13 protein-coding genes and 1 pseudogene are annotated in these 17300 nt (G+C 70.4%); 8 read left to right on the plus strand and 6 right to left on the minus strand.

Annotation, left to right across the window (positions count from 1 at the left end; all coding sequences use genetic code 11):
* The first annotated feature begins 230 nt into the window (after positions 1-230).
* Positions 231-1109 carry an IS3 family transposase gene (locus APR04_RS14385; RefSeq protein WP_253871352.1) on the plus strand — a complete coding sequence of 293 codons (879 nt, stop codon included), beginning with the start codon at positions 231-233 and terminating at the stop codon, positions 1107-1109.
* Here APR04_RS14385 and APR04_RS31295 read toward each other — a convergent pair.
* The 5 genes and pseudogenes from APR04_RS31295 to APR04_RS14405 form a co-directional block, all read right to left on the minus strand.
* Complete coding sequence (locus tag APR04_RS31295) at positions 997-1476, minus strand: polymorphic toxin-type HINT domain-containing protein (protein WP_372496113.1); 480 nt, start codon at positions 1474-1476, stop codon at positions 997-999. The two genes, APR04_RS14385 and APR04_RS31295, sit on opposite strands and share 113 nt — an antisense overlap.
* A 383-nt stretch (positions 1477-1859) precedes the next feature.
* Positions 1860-2633 (minus strand): annotated as a pseudogene (locus APR04_RS31300) (putative T7SS-secreted protein); the annotation flags it as partial.
* Positions 2524-3987, minus strand: coding sequence for an NAD-dependent succinate-semialdehyde dehydrogenase (locus APR04_RS14395; protein ID WP_253871356.1), 1464 nt, complete (start codon positions 3985-3987; stop codon positions 2524-2526). The pseudogene APR04_RS31300 and the gene APR04_RS14395, both read right to left, overlap by 110 nt.
* Positions 3984-5945 (minus strand): FAD-binding monooxygenase, encoded by a 1962-nt coding sequence (locus APR04_RS14400; RefSeq protein WP_253871358.1) that lies wholly within the window; start codon positions 5943-5945, stop codon positions 3984-3986. Before APR04_RS14400 ends, APR04_RS14395 begins: the two co-directional genes overlap by 4 nt.
* 56 nt (positions 5946-6001) lie before the next feature.
* Complete coding sequence (locus APR04_RS14405; RefSeq protein ID WP_253871359.1) at positions 6002-7381, minus strand: MFS transporter; 1380 nt, start codon at positions 7379-7381, stop codon at positions 6002-6004.
* A gap of 159 nt (positions 7382-7540) precedes the next feature.
* Between APR04_RS14405 and APR04_RS14410 the strand changes: the two genes are divergently transcribed.
* The 6 genes from APR04_RS14410 to APR04_RS14435 are packed head-to-tail and all read left to right on the plus strand — an operon-like array spanning position 7541 to position 14099.
* Positions 7541-9094 (plus strand): fumarylacetoacetate hydrolase family protein, encoded by a 1554-nt coding sequence (locus APR04_RS14410; RefSeq protein ID WP_253871361.1) that lies wholly within the window; start codon positions 7541-7543, stop codon positions 9092-9094.
* A complete protein-coding gene (locus APR04_RS14415) occupies positions 9091-9822 on the plus strand; it encodes a GntR family transcriptional regulator (protein WP_253871363.1) in 732 nt (243 codons plus the stop codon). The genes APR04_RS14410 and APR04_RS14415 overlap by 4 nt, the downstream gene beginning before the upstream one ends.
* A complete protein-coding gene (hpaE, locus tag APR04_RS14420) occupies positions 9819-11369 on the plus strand; it encodes a 5-carboxymethyl-2-hydroxymuconate semialdehyde dehydrogenase (protein ID WP_253871365.1) in 1551 nt (516 codons plus the stop codon). The genes APR04_RS14415 and hpaE overlap by 4 nt, the downstream gene beginning before the upstream one ends.
* Before the next feature lie 2 nt (positions 11370-11371).
* Positions 11372-12517: a 3,4-dihydroxyphenylacetate 2,3-dioxygenase gene (hpaD, locus tag APR04_RS14425; RefSeq protein WP_253871367.1), complete on the plus strand. Its 1146-nt coding sequence runs from the start codon at positions 11372-11374 to the stop codon at positions 12515-12517.
* An 11-nt stretch (positions 12518-12528) separates the two neighbouring features.
* Positions 12529-13314, plus strand: a complete 786-nt coding sequence (gene hpaH / locus APR04_RS14430; protein ID WP_253871640.1) for a 2-oxo-hept-4-ene-1,7-dioate hydratase — start codon at positions 12529-12531, stop codon at positions 13312-13314.
* The gene (locus APR04_RS14435) at positions 13299-14099 is read left to right on the plus strand and encodes an HpcH/HpaI aldolase family protein (protein WP_253871368.1); all 801 of its coding nucleotides are present in this window, start codon (positions 13299-13301) and stop codon (positions 14097-14099) included. The genes hpaH and APR04_RS14435 overlap by 16 nt, the downstream gene beginning before the upstream one ends.
* Before the next feature lie 930 nt (positions 14100-15029).
* Here the strand turns inward: APR04_RS14435 and APR04_RS14440 are convergent.
* Entirely contained in the window at positions 15030-15590 is a 561-nt protein-coding gene (locus tag APR04_RS14440; RefSeq protein ID WP_253871369.1) for a TetR/AcrR family transcriptional regulator, read from the minus strand.
* A gap of 79 nt (positions 15591-15669) precedes the next feature.
* On the opposite strand from APR04_RS14440, the gene APR04_RS14445 reads away from it, so the two are divergent.
* The gene (locus tag APR04_RS14445) at positions 15670-17184 is read left to right on the plus strand and encodes an MFS transporter (RefSeq protein WP_253871370.1); all 1515 of its coding nucleotides are present in this window, start codon (positions 15670-15672) and stop codon (positions 17182-17184) included.
* Positions 17185-17300 lie beyond the last annotated feature (116 nt).

Genomic DNA, 17300 nt, shown 5'->3' on the forward strand with positions numbered 1-17300 from the left:
CCGATCGTCCGCCACATCAAGGTCAAGGGCCGGGCGTCACCAGACGATCCTGCTTTGACCGAGTACTGGCACCGACGGCGTCGACGACCACCATCACTCCCTATGCCTTCCGCTGCCCTCGGGCTTGCTTGAGCCGGATGCTCGGAAACGGGCACGTCCGGTTCTGAGGAGGCCCCGGCACAGCAATGTGCCGGGGCTATCCGACTCTTCGCGAAGAAACACCGGTGAGCGTGAGGTACGCGTTCATCCGAAGCGAAGAAGGCAACTATCCCGTGGCGTCGATGTGCCGGTGGGCACGCGTGTCACGGTCGGGCTATCACGCGTTCAGGACCCGCAAGCCCTCCACCCGGGCGCGCCGGCGGGCCGACCTGGCCGCGATCGTCCGGTTCAGCTTCGACGAGTCCGACGAGACGTACGGGTACCGGCGTGTGCATGCTGACCTGGTCCGATGGGGCTTCCAGGTCGATGACGAGACGATCCGCTCGATCATGCGCGAGCTGGACCTGGTGCCGTGCCAGCCACGCCCATGGCGCCCGGTCACCACGATCCCCGGCCACGCCGGAGACACACCTGACCTCGTCAGACGCGACTTCACCGCCACCGAGCCAGGAGTCAAACTGGTCGGGGACATCACATACATCCCCACGTGGGAGGGCTGGCTGTACCTCGCCACGGTCCTGGACTGCTTCAGCAAGAAGGTCGTCGGGTACGCGATGGCCGAGCACATGCGCACCTCTTTGGTGACCGACGCCCTGGACATGGCGGCCAAGAATGGTCACGTCCGGCCCGGAATTACTCTGATGCATACGGACCGAGGCACGCAATACACGTCTGATGAATATGCCAGGCATGCTCAGAAGCTCGGGATCACCCGGTCCGTTGGACGCACCGGGATCTGCTACGACAATGCGTGGGCCGAGTCGTTCAACGGCACCTTGAAGAACGAGCGGGTTCACCGTACCGAGTATCCAACTCGCGAGCACGCGCGTTTTGACATTACCCGCTACGTCGAACTACGCTACAACACCAGAAGGCTCCACTCCACGCTCGGTTACCGTACACCGAACGAAGTCGAAGAAGCCTGGCACGCGGCGAATATTGCGGCGTAAGAATCATCGGAATCAACTGTCCGAAATTCTTAGGGCCCCTCACTTCGATCGGTGTGGTTGTGCCCTCCGGCGTGACCAACAGGTCGCCGACCTGTAGGAACGCAGTGTCCAACCAGCCGCGGTCGTGGACCATGAACGGGTGCTCTGCCGTGGTCGAGACCCGTTCGCCGTTGATCGTGAGGTGGAACAGCTCGGTCGTGGTCCGCACGAACGTCTCGACGACCAGCTGCAGCTCATCACGACCGGTGACCAGGTTGTGGGCCCAGACCTTGTCGCCCGCCACGATGTCCTCGATCGCCCTGGGCCGTCCGGGGTATGGATCAGCGTCCCGGCGACGAAGCACTTGCCGAACCCGAACTTGCACCACCCCTTGCTCATCGCCTGCCGGAACCCACCCGACTTCGCGATGGTCTTCGACAACCCCATCGCAGCCTTCGCAGCACCACCCAGCCCAATGAGCGACAACGCGGCACCGGCGATGGCGAGACCCGCTTCGGCCCAGGATCGTTCACCTGTGGCCGCGAGCGTGATATTCGCGACCGCACTGACTATGGCCGCGACCGCGGCGATGACGATCAGCACCCCAGCCAGCGCCGTCCCCACGATGGGGATGAACGCGACGATGATCGCCAGGATTCCCGCGATGGTGGAGATCATGTCGGCGATGTCCGCGATCGCGGCGACGAGCTTGGAACCCCAGTTGTCCCACCACCCATCATTGAGATCATCCGAAGAGGTGATCTCCTCGATCCGGTCGACCGCATGCTCCGCCGCCCGATCCCGGTCCGACACAGCCGACTCCACGCTCGACCTCGCCGAACTGATGACCCCGGCGGCCTGGTCCGCGTCACCGCCGGCCTGCTGCGCCTTCTGCTCGTACTCCTGCTTCTCGCTCTCGTCCTTCGCCCCATCGGCGAGGTCCTGCCACCGGTCCTTCGACCCCGCAGCCGCCTGCGCCGCATCCTGCGCCTCACGCGCCCGGTCCAACGCCGCCAACGTCTCACCCTGCACCCGCTCCAGAGACGACGCGTACCCCACCAGCGCGTCACCCGCGGCGACGTACCGGGAGTGGGCCTTACGGATCTCACCGATGGTGTCTTCCTTGGCCTCCATCAGAGAATCCACGGCCTGCGAGATCGTCCCGTCCACATCGAGGCGACTCATCGCGGAGGCCGCGTTGTCGATCGAGCGGGCAACCTCCTGATACTCCTGCCCACCCGAGAGCACCAGCACCGGATCACCCGGCGTCGGATCAGCATCCAGACCCACCGGCGACCAATCAGACGGCCTCATCAACCCCACCCCTGAGCAGCAACGACAACGACGCAGATGAGAGTACCTAGCGGACGGCACCATAGCCACGAAGACCGACCTGGGCCGTCCTGCATACAGCATCCCCACATGCCCAGGGCGATCAGGCCGGGGTGAGGGTGTACTTGGTCTGGAGGTACTCGTGGATGCCCTCCGCGCCGCCCTCGCGGCCCAGGCCGGACATCTTCCAGCCCCCGAAGGGCGCTGCGGCATTGGAGACGACGCCGACGTTGAGCCCCATCATCCCGGTCTCGAGCTGGTCGATCATGCGCTGGCCGCGCGACAGGCTCTCGGTGTAGACGTAGCTGACGAGCCCGTACTCCGTGTCGTTCGCGAGCGCGACGGCCTCGTCCTCGGTCTCGAAGGTGGCGATCGCGAGCACCGGGCCGAAGATCTCCTCCCGCAGGATGTCGCTGCCTGGCGCGACGCCGGTCAGGACCGTCGGCTCGAAGAAGCTGCCTGCCCCGTCGACGCGGGAGCCGCCGGTGGCGATCCGCGCGCCCCGGGACACCGCGTCCTGGACCAGGGTCTCGGCCTTGGCGACGGCCTTGTCGTCCACCAGGGGCCCGATGGTCACGCCGGACTCGGTGCCCCGGCCGATCACGAAGTCGTCCACCGCCGCGGTGACCCGGCGGGCGAACTCGTCGGCGACCGAGCGGTGCACGATGAAGCGGTTCGCGGCCGTGCAGGCCTGCCCGATGTTGCGGAACTTCGCCGCGAGGGCACCCGTGACGGCCTGGTCCAGGTCGGCATCCTCGAAGATCACGAAGGGGGCGTTGCCGCCCAGCTCCATCGAGGTGCGCAGCACGCCGGGCGCTGCCTGCTCCAGCAGCTTCTGGCCCACCGGCGTCGACCCCGTGAAGGACAGCTTGCGCAGCCGCGGGTCGGCGATGATCGGGGCCGAGACGGCGCCGGAGCTGGACGTCGTGAGCACGTTGACCACGCCGTCGGGCAGGCCGGCCTCCTGCAGGAGCTTCGCGAGGTACAGGGTGGTCAGCGGCGTCAGCGCGGCCGGCTTGATGACCACCGTGCAGCCCGCGGCCAGGGCGGGCGCGATCTTGCGGGTCGCCATGGCCAGGGGGAAGTTCCACGGGGTGATGAGGAAGCAGGGCCCGACGGGATGCTGGGTGACGATCATGCGCCCGGTGCCCTCGGGGCTGGTCCCGTAGCGGCCGGTGGCCCGCACCGCCTCCTCGGAGAACCAGCGCAGGAACTCGCCGCCGTACGTCACCTCGCCGCGCGCCTCAGCGAGCGGCTTGCCCATCTCGAGCGTCATGAGCAGGGCGACGTCCTCCCGGCGTCCCTGCAGCAGGTCGAACGCGCGGCGCAGGATCTCGCCGCGGTCACGGGCCGGCGTCGCCGCCCACTGGGCCGCGGCGGAGACCGCGGCGTCGAGCGCCGCCCTGCCGTCGTCCGCACCGGCGTCGGCGATGGTCCTGATGGTCTCGCCGGTCGCCGGGTCCTCGACCGTGAGCGTGGCTCCCGACGCGGCCGGACGCCACCGGCCACCGATGAACAGGCCGTCGGGGACGGCGGCGAGCAGGTCGGTCTCGCGGGTGTCGGTCATGCGCTCTCCTCGGTGTTCGTGGTGTTCGTGGTGTTCGTGGTGTTCTGCGGCAGCAGCGCCCCGGCGAAGAACTCCCGGAGCTCGTCCGTCGCGCTCAGCGGCAGGACGGTGGCCACGTACTGGTCGGGCCGGACGACGACGACGGCGCCACCGCGGTCGATGCCGCGCTGCTCGAAGATGTCCTGGGCCGGGTCGGTCGCGTAGACCTTCTCGTAGTCGACCAGAGCGAACGGGCCGACGCGCGGCGTGAAGACGTCTGGCACGTCGGCGAACTCGACGCCGAAGTGGTCCTGCTGGTAGACGACCTTGACGTCGAGCACGGAGTCCGGATCGGTTCCAGCGGGGGTGTGCCGCAGGAGCGGGGAGTCGGGGGACGTGCCCAGCCACTGCGCCCAGTCCCGCAGGGCCGACGGCTCGCTCGGCGCCGCGGCGTCGGCGAACGCGTAGACGCGCCAGCGACCGTCGGCGCGGGCGTGGTGCCCCAGGTGGGCCGCGTTGCCCTCGGCCACGCGCTCCACCGGCGCTGACTTGAACCGCTTGCCGACGGGGAACCCCGTGGCGAGCTCCTGGTGCGCCGGGCCGGCCACGATCATGGAGGGCTGGTACTGCGTCATGAACCCGCAGGGGAACTCGGCGGTCTTGACGTAGAAGTCTTCGAGGTACGTCGGGTCGGGCAGGTCCTCCGGCGGCGTGGCCATGAGCCGCGACCACTCCCGGTCGAAGTCGATCAGGTTCTGGGCCACGACCTGCCGCTCGGCCGAGTAGGTGGCCAGCAGCGCCTCCGGCGCCCGGCGCGTGAGCACGTGCGCCAGCTTCCAGGCGATGTTCCAGCCGTCCTGCATCGACACGTTCATGCCCTGGCCGGCCTTCGCGCTGTGCGTGTGGCAGGCATCGCCGGTGAGGAACACCCGGGGCGTGCGGGTACCGGTGAGGTGGTCGGGGACGTCGTCGAAACCGTCGGTGACCCGGTGGCCGACCTCGTACACGCTGTGCCAGGGCACGTCCTTCACGTCCAGCGTGTAGGGGTGGATGATCCGGTTGGCCTTCTCGATGACCTGTTCCAGCGGGGTCGCGCGGATGCGGCCGGCGTCGTCGGGCGGCACCTCGCCGAGATCGACGTACCAGCGGGCCAGGAACCCGCCCTCGCGGGGGATGAGCAGGATGGACCCGCCGTCGTGCGACTGGATGGCGCACTTGGTGCGGACGTCGGGGAAGTCGGTCACGGCGAGCACGTCCATCACGCCCCAGGCGTGGTTGGCCCGGTCGCCGACCGCCTTGCGCCCGATCGACTCCCTGACGGAGCTGTGCGCCCCGTCGCAGCCGATGACGTAGCCGGCCCGCACCGTGCGTTCCGTGCCCTCGTCCGGTCCCGCCGTGTGCCGGAGCGTCACCGTGACCGGGTACGGGTCCTGAGTGGTGCCGCCGGCCGCGTCCGTCGTGTCGGCCACCGTGAGCCCGACTGCCTCGAGCCCGTAGTCCGGCGTGATGCGGGCGGGCCCGGCGGCGGCCACCTCGGCGAAGTAGTCGAGCACGCGGGCCTGGTTGACGATCAGGTGCGGGAACTCGCTGATCCCATGGGCGTCGTCCGGCGGGACGGCGCCGCGGACGATGTTCGCCGGGTTCTCGGGGTCGGGCTTCCAGAACGCCATCTCCGTGATCCGGTAGGCCTCGGCGGTGATCCGCTCGGCGAACCCGAACGCCTGGAACGTCTCCACGCTGCGTGCCTGGATGCCGTCGGCCTGGCCCATCTCGAGGCGTCCGGCCCGCCGCTCGACGAGGTGGGTGCGGATGCCGGGGAACTGTGCGAGCTGGGCCGACGCGATCATTCCTGCGGGGCCGCTGCCGACGATCAGCACGTCGACCTCGTCGGGCAGCTCGGCCGGTCGCTCGAGACCGTAGCCATCGGCCGGCCGGACGCGCGGGTCGCCGGACACGTAGCCGTGGTGGTGGAACTGCATTGTTCGTCCGTTCTGCTCGGTGGGCGTGCTGCTCGGGCTCGGGCCCGGGTGCGGGCTCAGGCCTTGGCGAGGCCGTAGATCGGGCTGGCGGCCTGCAGCTGCTCGTGGTCGGGGCCCAGCGGGATACCCGTACGGTCGCGCAGCATGAGCGTCGCGGCGAGCCCGATCACCGTCATGCCCGCCAGGTACATGGTCACCGCCGCCGTCGTGCCGGTCGCCTGGACGAGCGCTGTGGCGATGGTCGGCGCGAACGCGCCGCCCAGGATGGACCCGATCGCGTAGGAGATCGAGACGCCGGAGAACCGGATCGACGCGGGGAACAGCTCGGCGTAGAGCGCGGCCTGCGGCCCGTACGTGAATCCGAGGCCGACGGACAGGAAGACCAGTCCGAGCAGCAGCGAGCCGAACGTCGCGCCGTTGACCAGCGGGAACAGAGTAAGGACGCCGGCGAGCTGCACCACGAAGCCGATGACGTAGGTGGTGCGGCGGCCGAGCCGGTCGGACAGCGCGCCCGCGGACCACGTCGAGGCGAGCCACACGACCGCCGAGATGGTCACGGCCCAGAACACCGGCCCGCGGTCCAGCCCGACGGGGCCCTCCGGGTCGGACGCGTAGCTCTGGATGTAGCCGCCGGTCGTCATGTAGCCGACGGCGTTGTTGCCCGCGAAGACGAGGGCGGCCACGATCACGAGCGGCGTGTGCTTGCGGAAAAGCTGCAGCAAGGGCTGGCGGGTGGTCTCGGCACGCTCGGCGATCTCGACGAACACGGGGCTCTCCTCGACGCTGCGGCGTACCCAGTACCCGATGCCGATCAGGACGACGCTCAGCAGGAACGGGACGCGCCAGCCCCACGTGAGGAACGCTTCGCCGGGCGCGACGGCGTTCATGATGCCCAGCACCGCGGACGCGAGCAGGAGGCCGAGCGGGACGCCGATCTGGGGCGAGGCGCCGAACAGGCCGCGGCGCTTGACCGGTGCGTGCTCGCAGGACATGAGTACGGCGCCGCCCCACTCGCCGCCGGCCGAGATGCCCTGCAGGATCCTTAGGAGGACCAGCAGGACGGGGGCGGCGATGCCGATCTGGCCGTAGGTCGGCAGCACGCCGATGAGCGCGGTGGCCAGGCCCATCAGGACCAGGGTGAGCACCAGGACGACGCGTCGTCCGTACTTGTCGCCGAGGTGCCCGGCGACGAAGGCGCCGAACGGGCGGAAGAGGAAGCTGACCCCCACCGAGCCGAACGCCAGCAGCGTCCCGAGGCTCGCACCGGCCGGCTCGAAGAAGAGCTGGCCGAAGACGAGGCCTGCCGCGGAGGCGTAGATGAAGAAGTCGTACCACTCGACGGTCGTGCCGACGACGGTGGCGAGGACGACGCGGCGCCGCTCGCGTGAGGAGGGGGAGCGGGCCGCTGCGGGCCCGTCGGGGGTGAGGCGTGACATCGCATGACTCCCTTGTCATCCGGGCCCGCCCTCGTCGGAGGGCCCTTCGTGTGTGCTCGGCAGGGACGACCTTGCCGTGTTCTCCTAGACCATATACGATCTGAGATACGAAATGCCAGAGGTCGTCGAAGACCAGTGGATCGACGGGCAAGGGAGCTCATGGGTACCGAAGCGCACGCCCCGACGGCACGGGAGCTGCCGCCGTCCGGGCCGCTCGCGGCACGGCCGGGCAAGATCGTCGCCGTCCATCTCGCCTACGTGTCGCGCGCCGAGCAGCGCGGCCGGCGGCCCGCGGCGCCGTCGTACTTCTTCAAGCCGGCCAGCTCGCTCGCCGCGACGGGCGGAGTGGCCGAGCGCCCCGCGGGCACGGAGCTGCTCGCGTTCGAGGGCGAGGTGGCGCTGGTCATCGGCGAGCCGGCCCGGCACGTGCCGGTCGAGCGGGCGTGGGACCACGTCGTCGCCGTGACCGCCGCGAACGACCTCGGTGTCTACGACCTGCGCTGGGCGGACAAGGGCTCGAACGTGCGCTCGAAGGGTCGCGACGGCTACACGCCGATCGGCCCGGAGCTCCTCGACGCCCGCGTGGTCGACCCTGCCGCGCTGCGCATACGCACCTGGGTCAACGGTGAGCTCGTGCAGCAGGACACCACGGGTGACGACGGGCTGCTGTTCCCGTTCGCGCAGATCGTGGCCGACCTGTCCCAGCACCTCACGCTCGAGACGGGCGACGTCATCCTGACGGGTACGCCCGCCGGGTCGAGCGTCGTGGCGCCGGGTGACGTCGTCGAGGTAGAGGTGGACGCGCCGACGGCGCCCGGCGCGCCGACGTCGGGCCGCCTCGTGACCACGGTGGTGCAGGGTGACGTGCCGTTCGGCGACGTCGGAGCGGGCCCGAAGATCGACGACACCCAGCGCGCCGAGGCGTGGGGGAGCCGCGAGGCCGCCGGCCTGGCGCCAGAGCCGGGGCCGTTCTTGCTCACGGCCGAGCTCGTCGACAAGCTGCGGCGCGCGCCGGTCGCCGGGCTGTCGGCCCAGCTGCGCAAGCGTGGCCTGAACAACGTGCTCATCGAGGGCGTGCGGCCGAACACGCCGGGCGCGACGATCGTCGGCCGCGCGCGGACGCTGCGCTTCGTGCCGAACCGGGAGGACCTGTTCGTCTCGCACGGCGGTGGCTACAACGCGCAGAAGCGGTTGTTCGACGCGGTCGACGCCGGCGAGGTCATCGTCATCGAGGCCCGTGGCGAGACAGGTTCGGCGACGCTCGGCGACGTCCTCGCGCTGCGCGCGCACGTGCGCGGCGCTGCAGGCATCGTCACCGACGGCGGCGTGCGGGACTTCGACGCCGTCGCCGCGACCGGGCTGCCGGTCTTCTCCCAGGGCGCCCACCCCGCGGTGCTCGGCCGCCGGCACGTCCCGTGGGACACCGACGTCGCCGTGGCCTGCGGCGGGGCGACGGTGCTGCCGGGTGACGTCGTCGTGGGTGACGCGGACGGTGTGGTCGTGGTCCCGCCGCACCTGGTCGAGGAGGTCGCCGACGCGACCATCGCCCAGGAGGAGCAGGACGCCTGGGTCGCACAGCAGGTGGCTGCAGGCCACCCGGTCGACGGGCTCTTCCCCCCGAACGCCGAATGGCGCGCGCGGTACGAGTCGTGGAAGTCCCAGTCATCGAAGTCCCAGGCACCGAAGTCCCAGGCACCCAGGGAATCGCGATGACGACCGAAGACGTCACGGCCTCGGCCGTCGAGGTCGCGTTCGCCGGCGCGCTCAGCAAGTCCCAGCTCGCCTACGACTACCTCCGCGACCGCATCGCGCGTCACGAGCTGAGCCCTGGCTACCGCCTCGTGCTCCAGGGCATAGCGGATGAGCTCGCGATGAGCGTCGTGCCAGTCCGCGAGGCGATCCGACGCCTGGAGGCGGAGGGCCTGGTCACCTACGAGCGCAACGTCGGTGCGCGGGTCGCGATGGTCGACGAGAACGGGTACGTCGACGCCATGCAGGCCCTCGGCGTCGTCGAGGGAGCCGCGACCGGGCTCTCGGCGCGCGCCATCTCCACCGCCGACCTCCAGCGGGCGACCGAGGTGAACGACCACCTGCGTTCCCTGCTCGACCACTTCGACCCGCACGCGTTCACCGCCCTGAACCGGCAGTTCCACTCGGTGCTGTTCGAGTCGTGCCCCAACCAGCTGCTGCTCGACATGGTCCACCGGGGCTGGGCCCAGCTGTCCGGGCTGCGCGACTCCACGTTCGCGTTCGTCCCCGGCCGCGCGCACGACTCCGTGGCCGAGCACACCCACATCCTCGACCTGATCACCCGCGAGGCCGACCCGCTCGAGATCGAGATCGCCGCACGCAACCACCGCTGGGCGACCATGCGGGCCTTCCTGGACGCGCGTGCCGACGCAGCCCCGCCCCGCCAGACCGCACACAGGGAGACACAGTGACCAACCAGGCGAACGACCAGCCGACCCGCTACGTGCCGGCCGACCTGCCCGGCCGTATCCAGCACTACATCGGCGGCGCGTTCGTCGACTCGGCCGACGGCGCGACGTTCGACGTGCTCGAGCCGGTGACCAACGACGTCTACCTGCAGGCGGCAGCAGGGAAGAAGGCCGACGTCGACCGCGCCGTCGCCGCGGCGCGCGACGCGTTCGTGAACGGGCCGTGGCCCCGGATGCTGCCGCGGGAACGTTCGCGGATCCTGCACCGGATCGCGGACCTCGTCGAGTCCCGCGACGCGCGGCTCGCCGAGCTGGAGAGCTTCGACTCCGGCCTGCCGATCACGCAGGCACTGGGCCAGGCCCGCCGGGCCGCGGAGAACTTCCGGTTCTTCGCCGACCTCGTGGTGGCCCAGGCGGACGACACCTTCAAGGTTCCTGGCCGCCAGATCAACTACGTCAACCGCAAGCCGATCGGCGTCGCCGGCCTCATCACGCCGTGGAACACACCGTTCATGCTCGAGTCCTGGAAGCTCGGGCCGGCGCTCGCGACCGGCAACACGGTGGTGCTCAAGCCCGCCGAGTTCACGCCGCTGTCGGCGTCGCTGTGGGCGGGCATCTTCGAGGAGGCGGGTCTGCCCGAGGGCGTGTTCAACCTGGTCAACGGTCTCGGCGAGGAGGCGGGGGACGCGCTGGTCAAGCATCCTGACGTCCCGCTCATCTCGTTCACGGGGGAGAGCAGCACCGGCCAGCTGATCTTCGCCAACGCCGCCCCGAACCTCAAGGGGCTGTCGATGGAGCTGGGGGGAAAGTCCCCGGCCGTCGTCTTCGCCGACGCCGACCTGGACGCCGCGATCGACGCGACGATCTTCGGCGTCTTCTCGCTCAACGGCGAGCGCTGCACCGCGGGCAGCCGCATCCTGGTCGAGCGCGCGGTCTACGACGAGTTCGTCGAGCGGTATGCCGCGCAGGCGCAGCGCGTGGTCGTCGGCGATCCGCAGGACCCGGAGACGGAGGTCGGCGCGCTCGTCCACCCCGAGCACTACGACAAGGTCATGTCCTACATCGAGATCGGGAAGTCAGAGGGCCGGCTCGTGGCGGGCGGCGGGCGCCCCGAGGGTTTCGAGAGCGGCAACTACGTGGCGCCGACGGTGTTCGCGGACGTGCCGCCGTCGGCCCGGATCTTCCAGGAGGAGATCTTCGGCCCGGTCGTGGCGATCACGCCGTTCGACACCGACGAGGAGGCTCTCGCCCTGGCCAACGGGGTCAGGTACGGGCTGGCCGCCTACGTGTGGACCAACGATCTCAAGCGCGCGCACAACTTCTCGCAGGCCATCGAGGCGGGCATGGTCTGGCTCAACTCGAACAACGTGCGCGACCTGCGCACACCGTTCGGCGGGGTCAAGGCGTCCGGCCTCGGGCACGAGGGCGGCTACCGCTCGATCGACTTCTACACCGACCAGCAGGCCGTGCACATCACGCTCGGCAAGGTGCACAATCCGACGTTCGGCAAGCAAGCTGCCGGCAAGCCAGCTTTCGGCAAGGGAGCCTGAAAATGACCGACCCGACGGGACCCGTCGTGACCAGCGAGGCACCGATCACCGCCGCGGACCCGGTCCCCACGCCGCTGGCGCCACCGCCGGACATCCTGCGGTGCGCGTACATGGAGCTGGTGGTCACGGACCTGGCCGCCTCCCGAGGCTTCTACGTCGACGTGCTCGGCCTGGTCGTCACCGAGGAGGACGAGGACGCCGTCTACCTGCGGAGCCTCGAGGAGTTCATCCACCACAACCTCGTGCTGCGCAAGGGACCGGTGGCCGCCGTCGCCGCGTTCTCCTACCGGGTGCGCAGCCCCGAGGAGCTCGACCGCGCCGTCGCGTTCTACACCGAGCTGGGCTGCCGCGTCGAGCGCCGCGCGGACGGCTTCACCCGCGGGATCGGCGACTCGGTGCGAGTGACCGACCCGCTCGGCTTCCCCTACGAGTTCTTCTACGACGTCGACCACGTCGAGCGGCTCGCGTGGCGCTACGACCTGCACACCCCCGGCGCCCTGGTGCGGCTGGACCACTTCAACCAGGTGACCCCGGACGTGCCGCGCGCCGTGAAGTTCATGGAGGACCTCGGCTTCCGGGTCACGGAGGACATCCAGGACGGCGAGGGCACGACGTACGCCGCGTGGATGCGCCGCAAGCCGACGGTGCACGACACGGCGATGACGGGCGGCGACGGCCCGCGCATGCACCACGTCGCGTTCGCCACGCACGAGAAGCACAACATCATCGCCATCTGCGACAAGCTCGGCGCGCTGCGGCTGTCGGACCACATCGAGCGCGGCCCGGGCCGGCACGGCGTCTCCAACGCGTTCTACCTCTACCTGCGGGACCCGGACGGCCACCGCGTGGAGATCTACACGCAGGACTACTACACGGGCGACCCGGACAATCCCGTGGTCACCTGGGACGTGCACGACAACCAGCGCCGCGACTGGTGGGGCAACCCGGTGGTGCCGTCCTGGTACACCGAGGCGTCCCTCGTCCTGGACCTGGACGGCAACCCGCAGCGCGTCGTCGCCCGCACGGACACCTCGGAGATGGCGGTGACCATCGGGGCGGACGGGTTTTCCTACACCCGTCCCGAGGACGACGCCGACGTGCTGCCCTCGTGGAAGCAGGGCGAGTACAAGCTGGGACACCAGCTGTGACGGGGGAGCGCATGCTGGACGACGCGACGATCACCACGATCGCGGACGAGCTGGCCCACGCCGAGGCCGAGCGCACGACGGTGCCGCTCCTGACGGCGCGGTACCCCGGCATGACCGTCGAGGACTCCTACGCCGTGCAGAACACCTGGCGCCGGCGTGGCATCGAGTCCGGGCGCCGCCCGGTAGGCCGCAAGATCGGGCTCACCTCCAAGGTCATGCAGGCCGCCACAGGCATCACCGAGCCGGACTACGGTGCGATCTTCGCGGACATGGTCTTCGACAACGGGTCGGTCATCGAGCACTCGCGGTTCTCGAACGTGCGGATCGAGGTGGAGCTCGCCTTCGTGCTGCGCGACGGGCTCAAGGGACCCGACGTCACGGTGTTCGACGTGTTGAGGGCCACCGAGTACGTGGTGCCCGCCCTGGAGATCCTGTCGTCGCGCATCGAGATGACCGGGCGCACCGTCGTCGACACGATCAGCGACAACGCCGCGATGGGCGGCATGGTCTACGGCGGGAACCCGGTGGCGATCGGGGAGACCGACCTGCGCTGGGTCTCCGCGCTGCTCTACCGCAACGAGGCCATCGAGGAGTCCGGCGTCGCGGCCGCCGTGCTGAACCACCCGGCCACCGGCGTCGCCTGGCTGGCGAACAAGCTGGCCCAGCACGACGACGCGCTGGAACCCGGCGAGATCATCCTGGCCGGTTCGTTCACCCGGCCGATCTGGGTGGAGCCGGGGGACACCGTGCTGGCCGACTACCGAGAGCTGGGGACCGTCTCGTGCCGATTCGTCTGACCCTCCCGCCCACGCTCCGCGACCGCATCGCCGGCGCCGACCGGCCGCAGATAGGCATGTGGGTCTGCAGCGGCAGTCCGCTGGTGGCGGAGATCTGCGCGGGCGCCGGCCTGGACTGGCTGCTGATCGACGGCGAGCACTCGCCGATCGGCCTGGAGACCACCTCGGCGCTGCTCCAGGCGGTCGCGCCCTATCCGGTCACCCCGCTCGTGCGGGCTCCGTCCGACGACGCAGTGGGGCTCAAGCAGCTGCTCGATCTGGGCGCCCAGAACGTGCTGGTGCCCATGATCGACACGGCCGAGCAGGCCCGCGCCGTCGTACGGGCCGTCCGCTACCCGCCGCGCGGCATCCGCGGGGTGGGCAGCGCGCTGTCCCGCGGTGCGCGCTGGAACCGCGTCGAGGGCTATATGGCCGACGCCGACCGGCACGTCTCGCTGTTCGTGCAGATCGAGTCCGCGACCGGCGTCGAGAACGCCGCGGCGATCGCGGCTGTCGACGGCGTGGACGGCGTCTTCGTGGGACCGTCCGACCTGGCGGCGTCCCTTGGCGTGCTCGGCCAGCAGACGCACCCGGACGTCACCGCAGCGGTGCGCGCGACGTTCGAGGCGGTGCGGGCAGCGGGCAAGCCCGTCGGCGTCAACGCCTTCGACCCGGCGGTGGCGCAGGCCTACCTGGACGGCGGGGCATCCTTCGTTCTAGTCGGGGCCGACGTCGCCATGCTCGCCCGCGGCTCGGAAGCGCTGGCGGACCGCTGGACCGACGTCGGCGGGACGGCCGGGGAGTAGAGACTCGCTGGGATGGCCTTGAGTTGGCGTTGGTGTAGACGCAGCTTGGGGTGGTATTGACGTAGCGCTGACGTAACGCTGACGTGGCTTTGGCGCAGCGGCGGGGGTGGCGTGGGATTGAGCCGGCACGAGACCGGCGCGCAGCTGGCGCGGGTCCGCGGCGAGTGAGCCGCCGCGGTCGGTCGGCGGCGGGTTCGGTCACCGGTGGGCTGGTCGCCGCAGTACCTATGGGGGTGCCGGGTAGGCCGAACTTTGTTCAGCCCAGGCTCGGATTTGCGAGCTGTGCCGAATAGTTCAGCCAAGGGCGAATCAGGCATGACTGGACCGATCGAAGTTCAGCCGGCCTGACGGCGTCGAGCCGCCGCAAGTCGTGAGCCCATGGACACACCCGCCGGCGTCGAACCGCAAGCTGCGCGTCGATAGGTCTGCGGGTCAGTGTCGAACCGCAAGATCATCGTTGATCGGGCTAGGCCCGAGCGTCGAACCGCAAGATCACGGTTGATCGGGCTGGGGTCGAGCGTCGAACCGCAAGTTCGTCGTTGCTCTTGGCGTCGATCCGCAAAGTACGCGTCGATTGCGGCCAGTCTGGACCTGCAAGTTGCGGTTCGGCTCCGGAGAGCACGCGCAGCTTGCGGTTCGGCGCCGTTCGGTCGTTCGGTGGACGCGCAGCTTGCGGTTCGGCGTCGTTCGGTCGTCTGGTCGACGCGGAACTTGCGGCTCGGCGCCTCAGGTGACGGCTAGCTTGCGGCTCGTCGCCGGTCGGCCTGCCGGGCAGGTCGGTCTGCCGGGCTGGCCGGGCAAACCAGGCCCAGGCGGGCTCGGCCGGTCGGAGGCGTACATCAGACGGACCGTCCGGATCAGTTCGCCGCGACCCATTCGCCGCGACCTGTTCGCCGCGACCCATTCGCCGCGACACACATTCCTCGTGACCTACTGGTCGAGGACCGTCAGTGCGAGCAGCTGCTCGCGGAGTCGCTCCAGCTCCTCCGGTGCGGGCTCCATGCCCCATACCGGCTGGGCGCTGGCGCCGTCGGCCGCGGCGAGGACGAGCAGAAGGACGTCCTCGGGAAGGCCGTCCGCCCGCAGGTCGTCCTGCCAGCGCAGTGCGTCGGCGCGGGCGAGGTCGGTGACCGCCTCGACGGTCGACAGGTGCGCGATCACCACGAGTGCGTCTCGCGTGGCGGCCGCGTCCAGCGCGCCGTCGATCGACGTCCGCACATAGGCGCGCACCAGGCTTCCGGGAGCGTCGTCGTCCGGGTCGACGGCGGCGAGCACGGCCATCCTGAACCGCTCGAGCCAGTCGTGCGCCATCGCCAGGAGCAGCTCCTGCTTGCTCGCGAAGTGGTAGAGCAGCCCACCCTTGGACACCCCCGCGCGGCGTGCGACGTCGTCGAGGGTGGCCGAGATCCCGCGTTCACGGACCAGCTGGCCCGCCGCGTCCAGGAGCGCGGACCGCGTCTGCTCCGGGTCTCTGCCCGCCGTTCGACCCACTCGCCACCACCTCTACCTTCGACACGCACTATAGGGCCCGCACTATGAAACTGTACCGGCTGGACGGTACAGTTGTCACATGACCGTTCCTGTCCCCGTCCTCTCCACGCGCCGCCGGTGGGCCGCGCTCGCCGTCCTCGTGCTGGCGGTCGGCCTGCTCGCGATCGACGGCACCGTCCTCTATCTGGCGGTTCCGTCGCTGACCCGCGACCTGGCGGCTACCGCCACCCAGGTGCTGTGGATCGGGGACATCTACTCGCTGGCCATCGCCGGGCTGCTCGTCACCATGGGCACGCTTGCCGACCGCATCGGCCGCAAGCGACTCCTGCTGATCGGTTCGACGGCGTTCGGCGCCGCCTCGGCCCTCGCCGCGTTCGCGCCGAGCGCCGAGGTCCTCATCGCCGCCCGGCTGCTGCTCGGCGTGGCGGGGGCGACGATCATGCCGTCGACGCTGTCGCTCATCCGGACGCTGTTCCCGGACGCCCGCGAGCGCAGCCGCGCCATCGCTGCGTGGTCGGCGGCGGCCGGTGGTGGCGCGGCGGTGGGGCCGCTGGTCGGCGGTGCGCTGCTGGAGCACTTCTGGTGGGGCTCGGTCTTCCTCGTGAACATCCCGGTGGTCGTGGTGCTGGTTGTCGCGGGCGCCGTGCTGCTGCCTGAGGCGAAGGACCCGGACCCGGGCCGCCTCGACGTCCTGTCGGTCGTGCTGTCCTTCGCCGCCGTGATGCCGCTGGTGTGGTCCATCAAGCACGCGGCCTCCGAAGGCGTGGACCTGCTCGCGGTCGGGGTGCTGGCGCTGGCGGTGCTCGCCGGGATCGGCTTCGTCCGGCGTCAGGCCCGGCTGGTCGCCGACGGGCGGGGTCCGCTGCTCGACATCGGCCTGTTCCGGATCCCGGCGTTCAGCGGCGCGGTGGCGGCGAACCTGATCGCGATCTTCGCGCTCACCGGCATGCTGTTCTTCTTCTCGCAGTACCTGCAGCTCGTGCGGGGGTACTCGCCGCTGGTGGCAGGCATCGCCGAGCTCCCGGCCACCATCGCGTCCATCGTGGTGGTCGTGGTGGTCGGCTGGTCGATCACGCGGTTCGGGCGTGGCCCCGCGATCGCGCTCGGCCTCGGGGTCACCGCGCTCGGGATGCTGGCCATCGCGGCGGCCGAGGGTGCCGACCACTACGTGTGGCTCGCGCTCGCCCTGGTCCCGGCCGGGCTGGGCGTTGGACTGGCGATGACCCTGACGACCGACGCCGTCGTCTCCGCGGTGCCGCCGGCCAAGGCGGGTGGCGCGTCGGCGATCTCCGAGACGGCGTACGAGCTGGGCGTGGCGCTCGGTGTCGCGGTGCTCGGCTCGCTGGTCACGCTCGGCTACCAGGCGCGCATCGCGCTACCCGCTGACGTGTCGGCGGACGTGCGGGTCCAGGCCGGTGACTCGCTCGCCTCGGCGGTAGCGGTCGCCGGCGAACGGGCGGACGTGCTGGAGGCGGCCCAGGAGGCGTTCGTCGCCGCCCTGCAGGTCGCGTGCGTCGTCGCGGCGGTGCTGACCGCGATCGCCGCCGTCGTCGCCTGGCGGCTCATCCCGGACGAGGGCAAGCGCGCCCGGTGAGCCCCGGCGCCCTGCGCGGAGGAGTTGCCTCCGTCGGTCGAGGCACCGGAGCGGACCAGGGCCGTGCTGGAGCAGCACCATCTGGACGCCTGGCTGGCCGCCGTCCGGCCCGGATG

Source organism: Promicromonospora umidemergens (assembly GCF_024171995.1).
Taxonomy (GTDB): Bacteria; Actinomycetota; Actinomycetes; order Actinomycetales; family Cellulomonadaceae; genus Promicromonospora; species Promicromonospora umidemergens.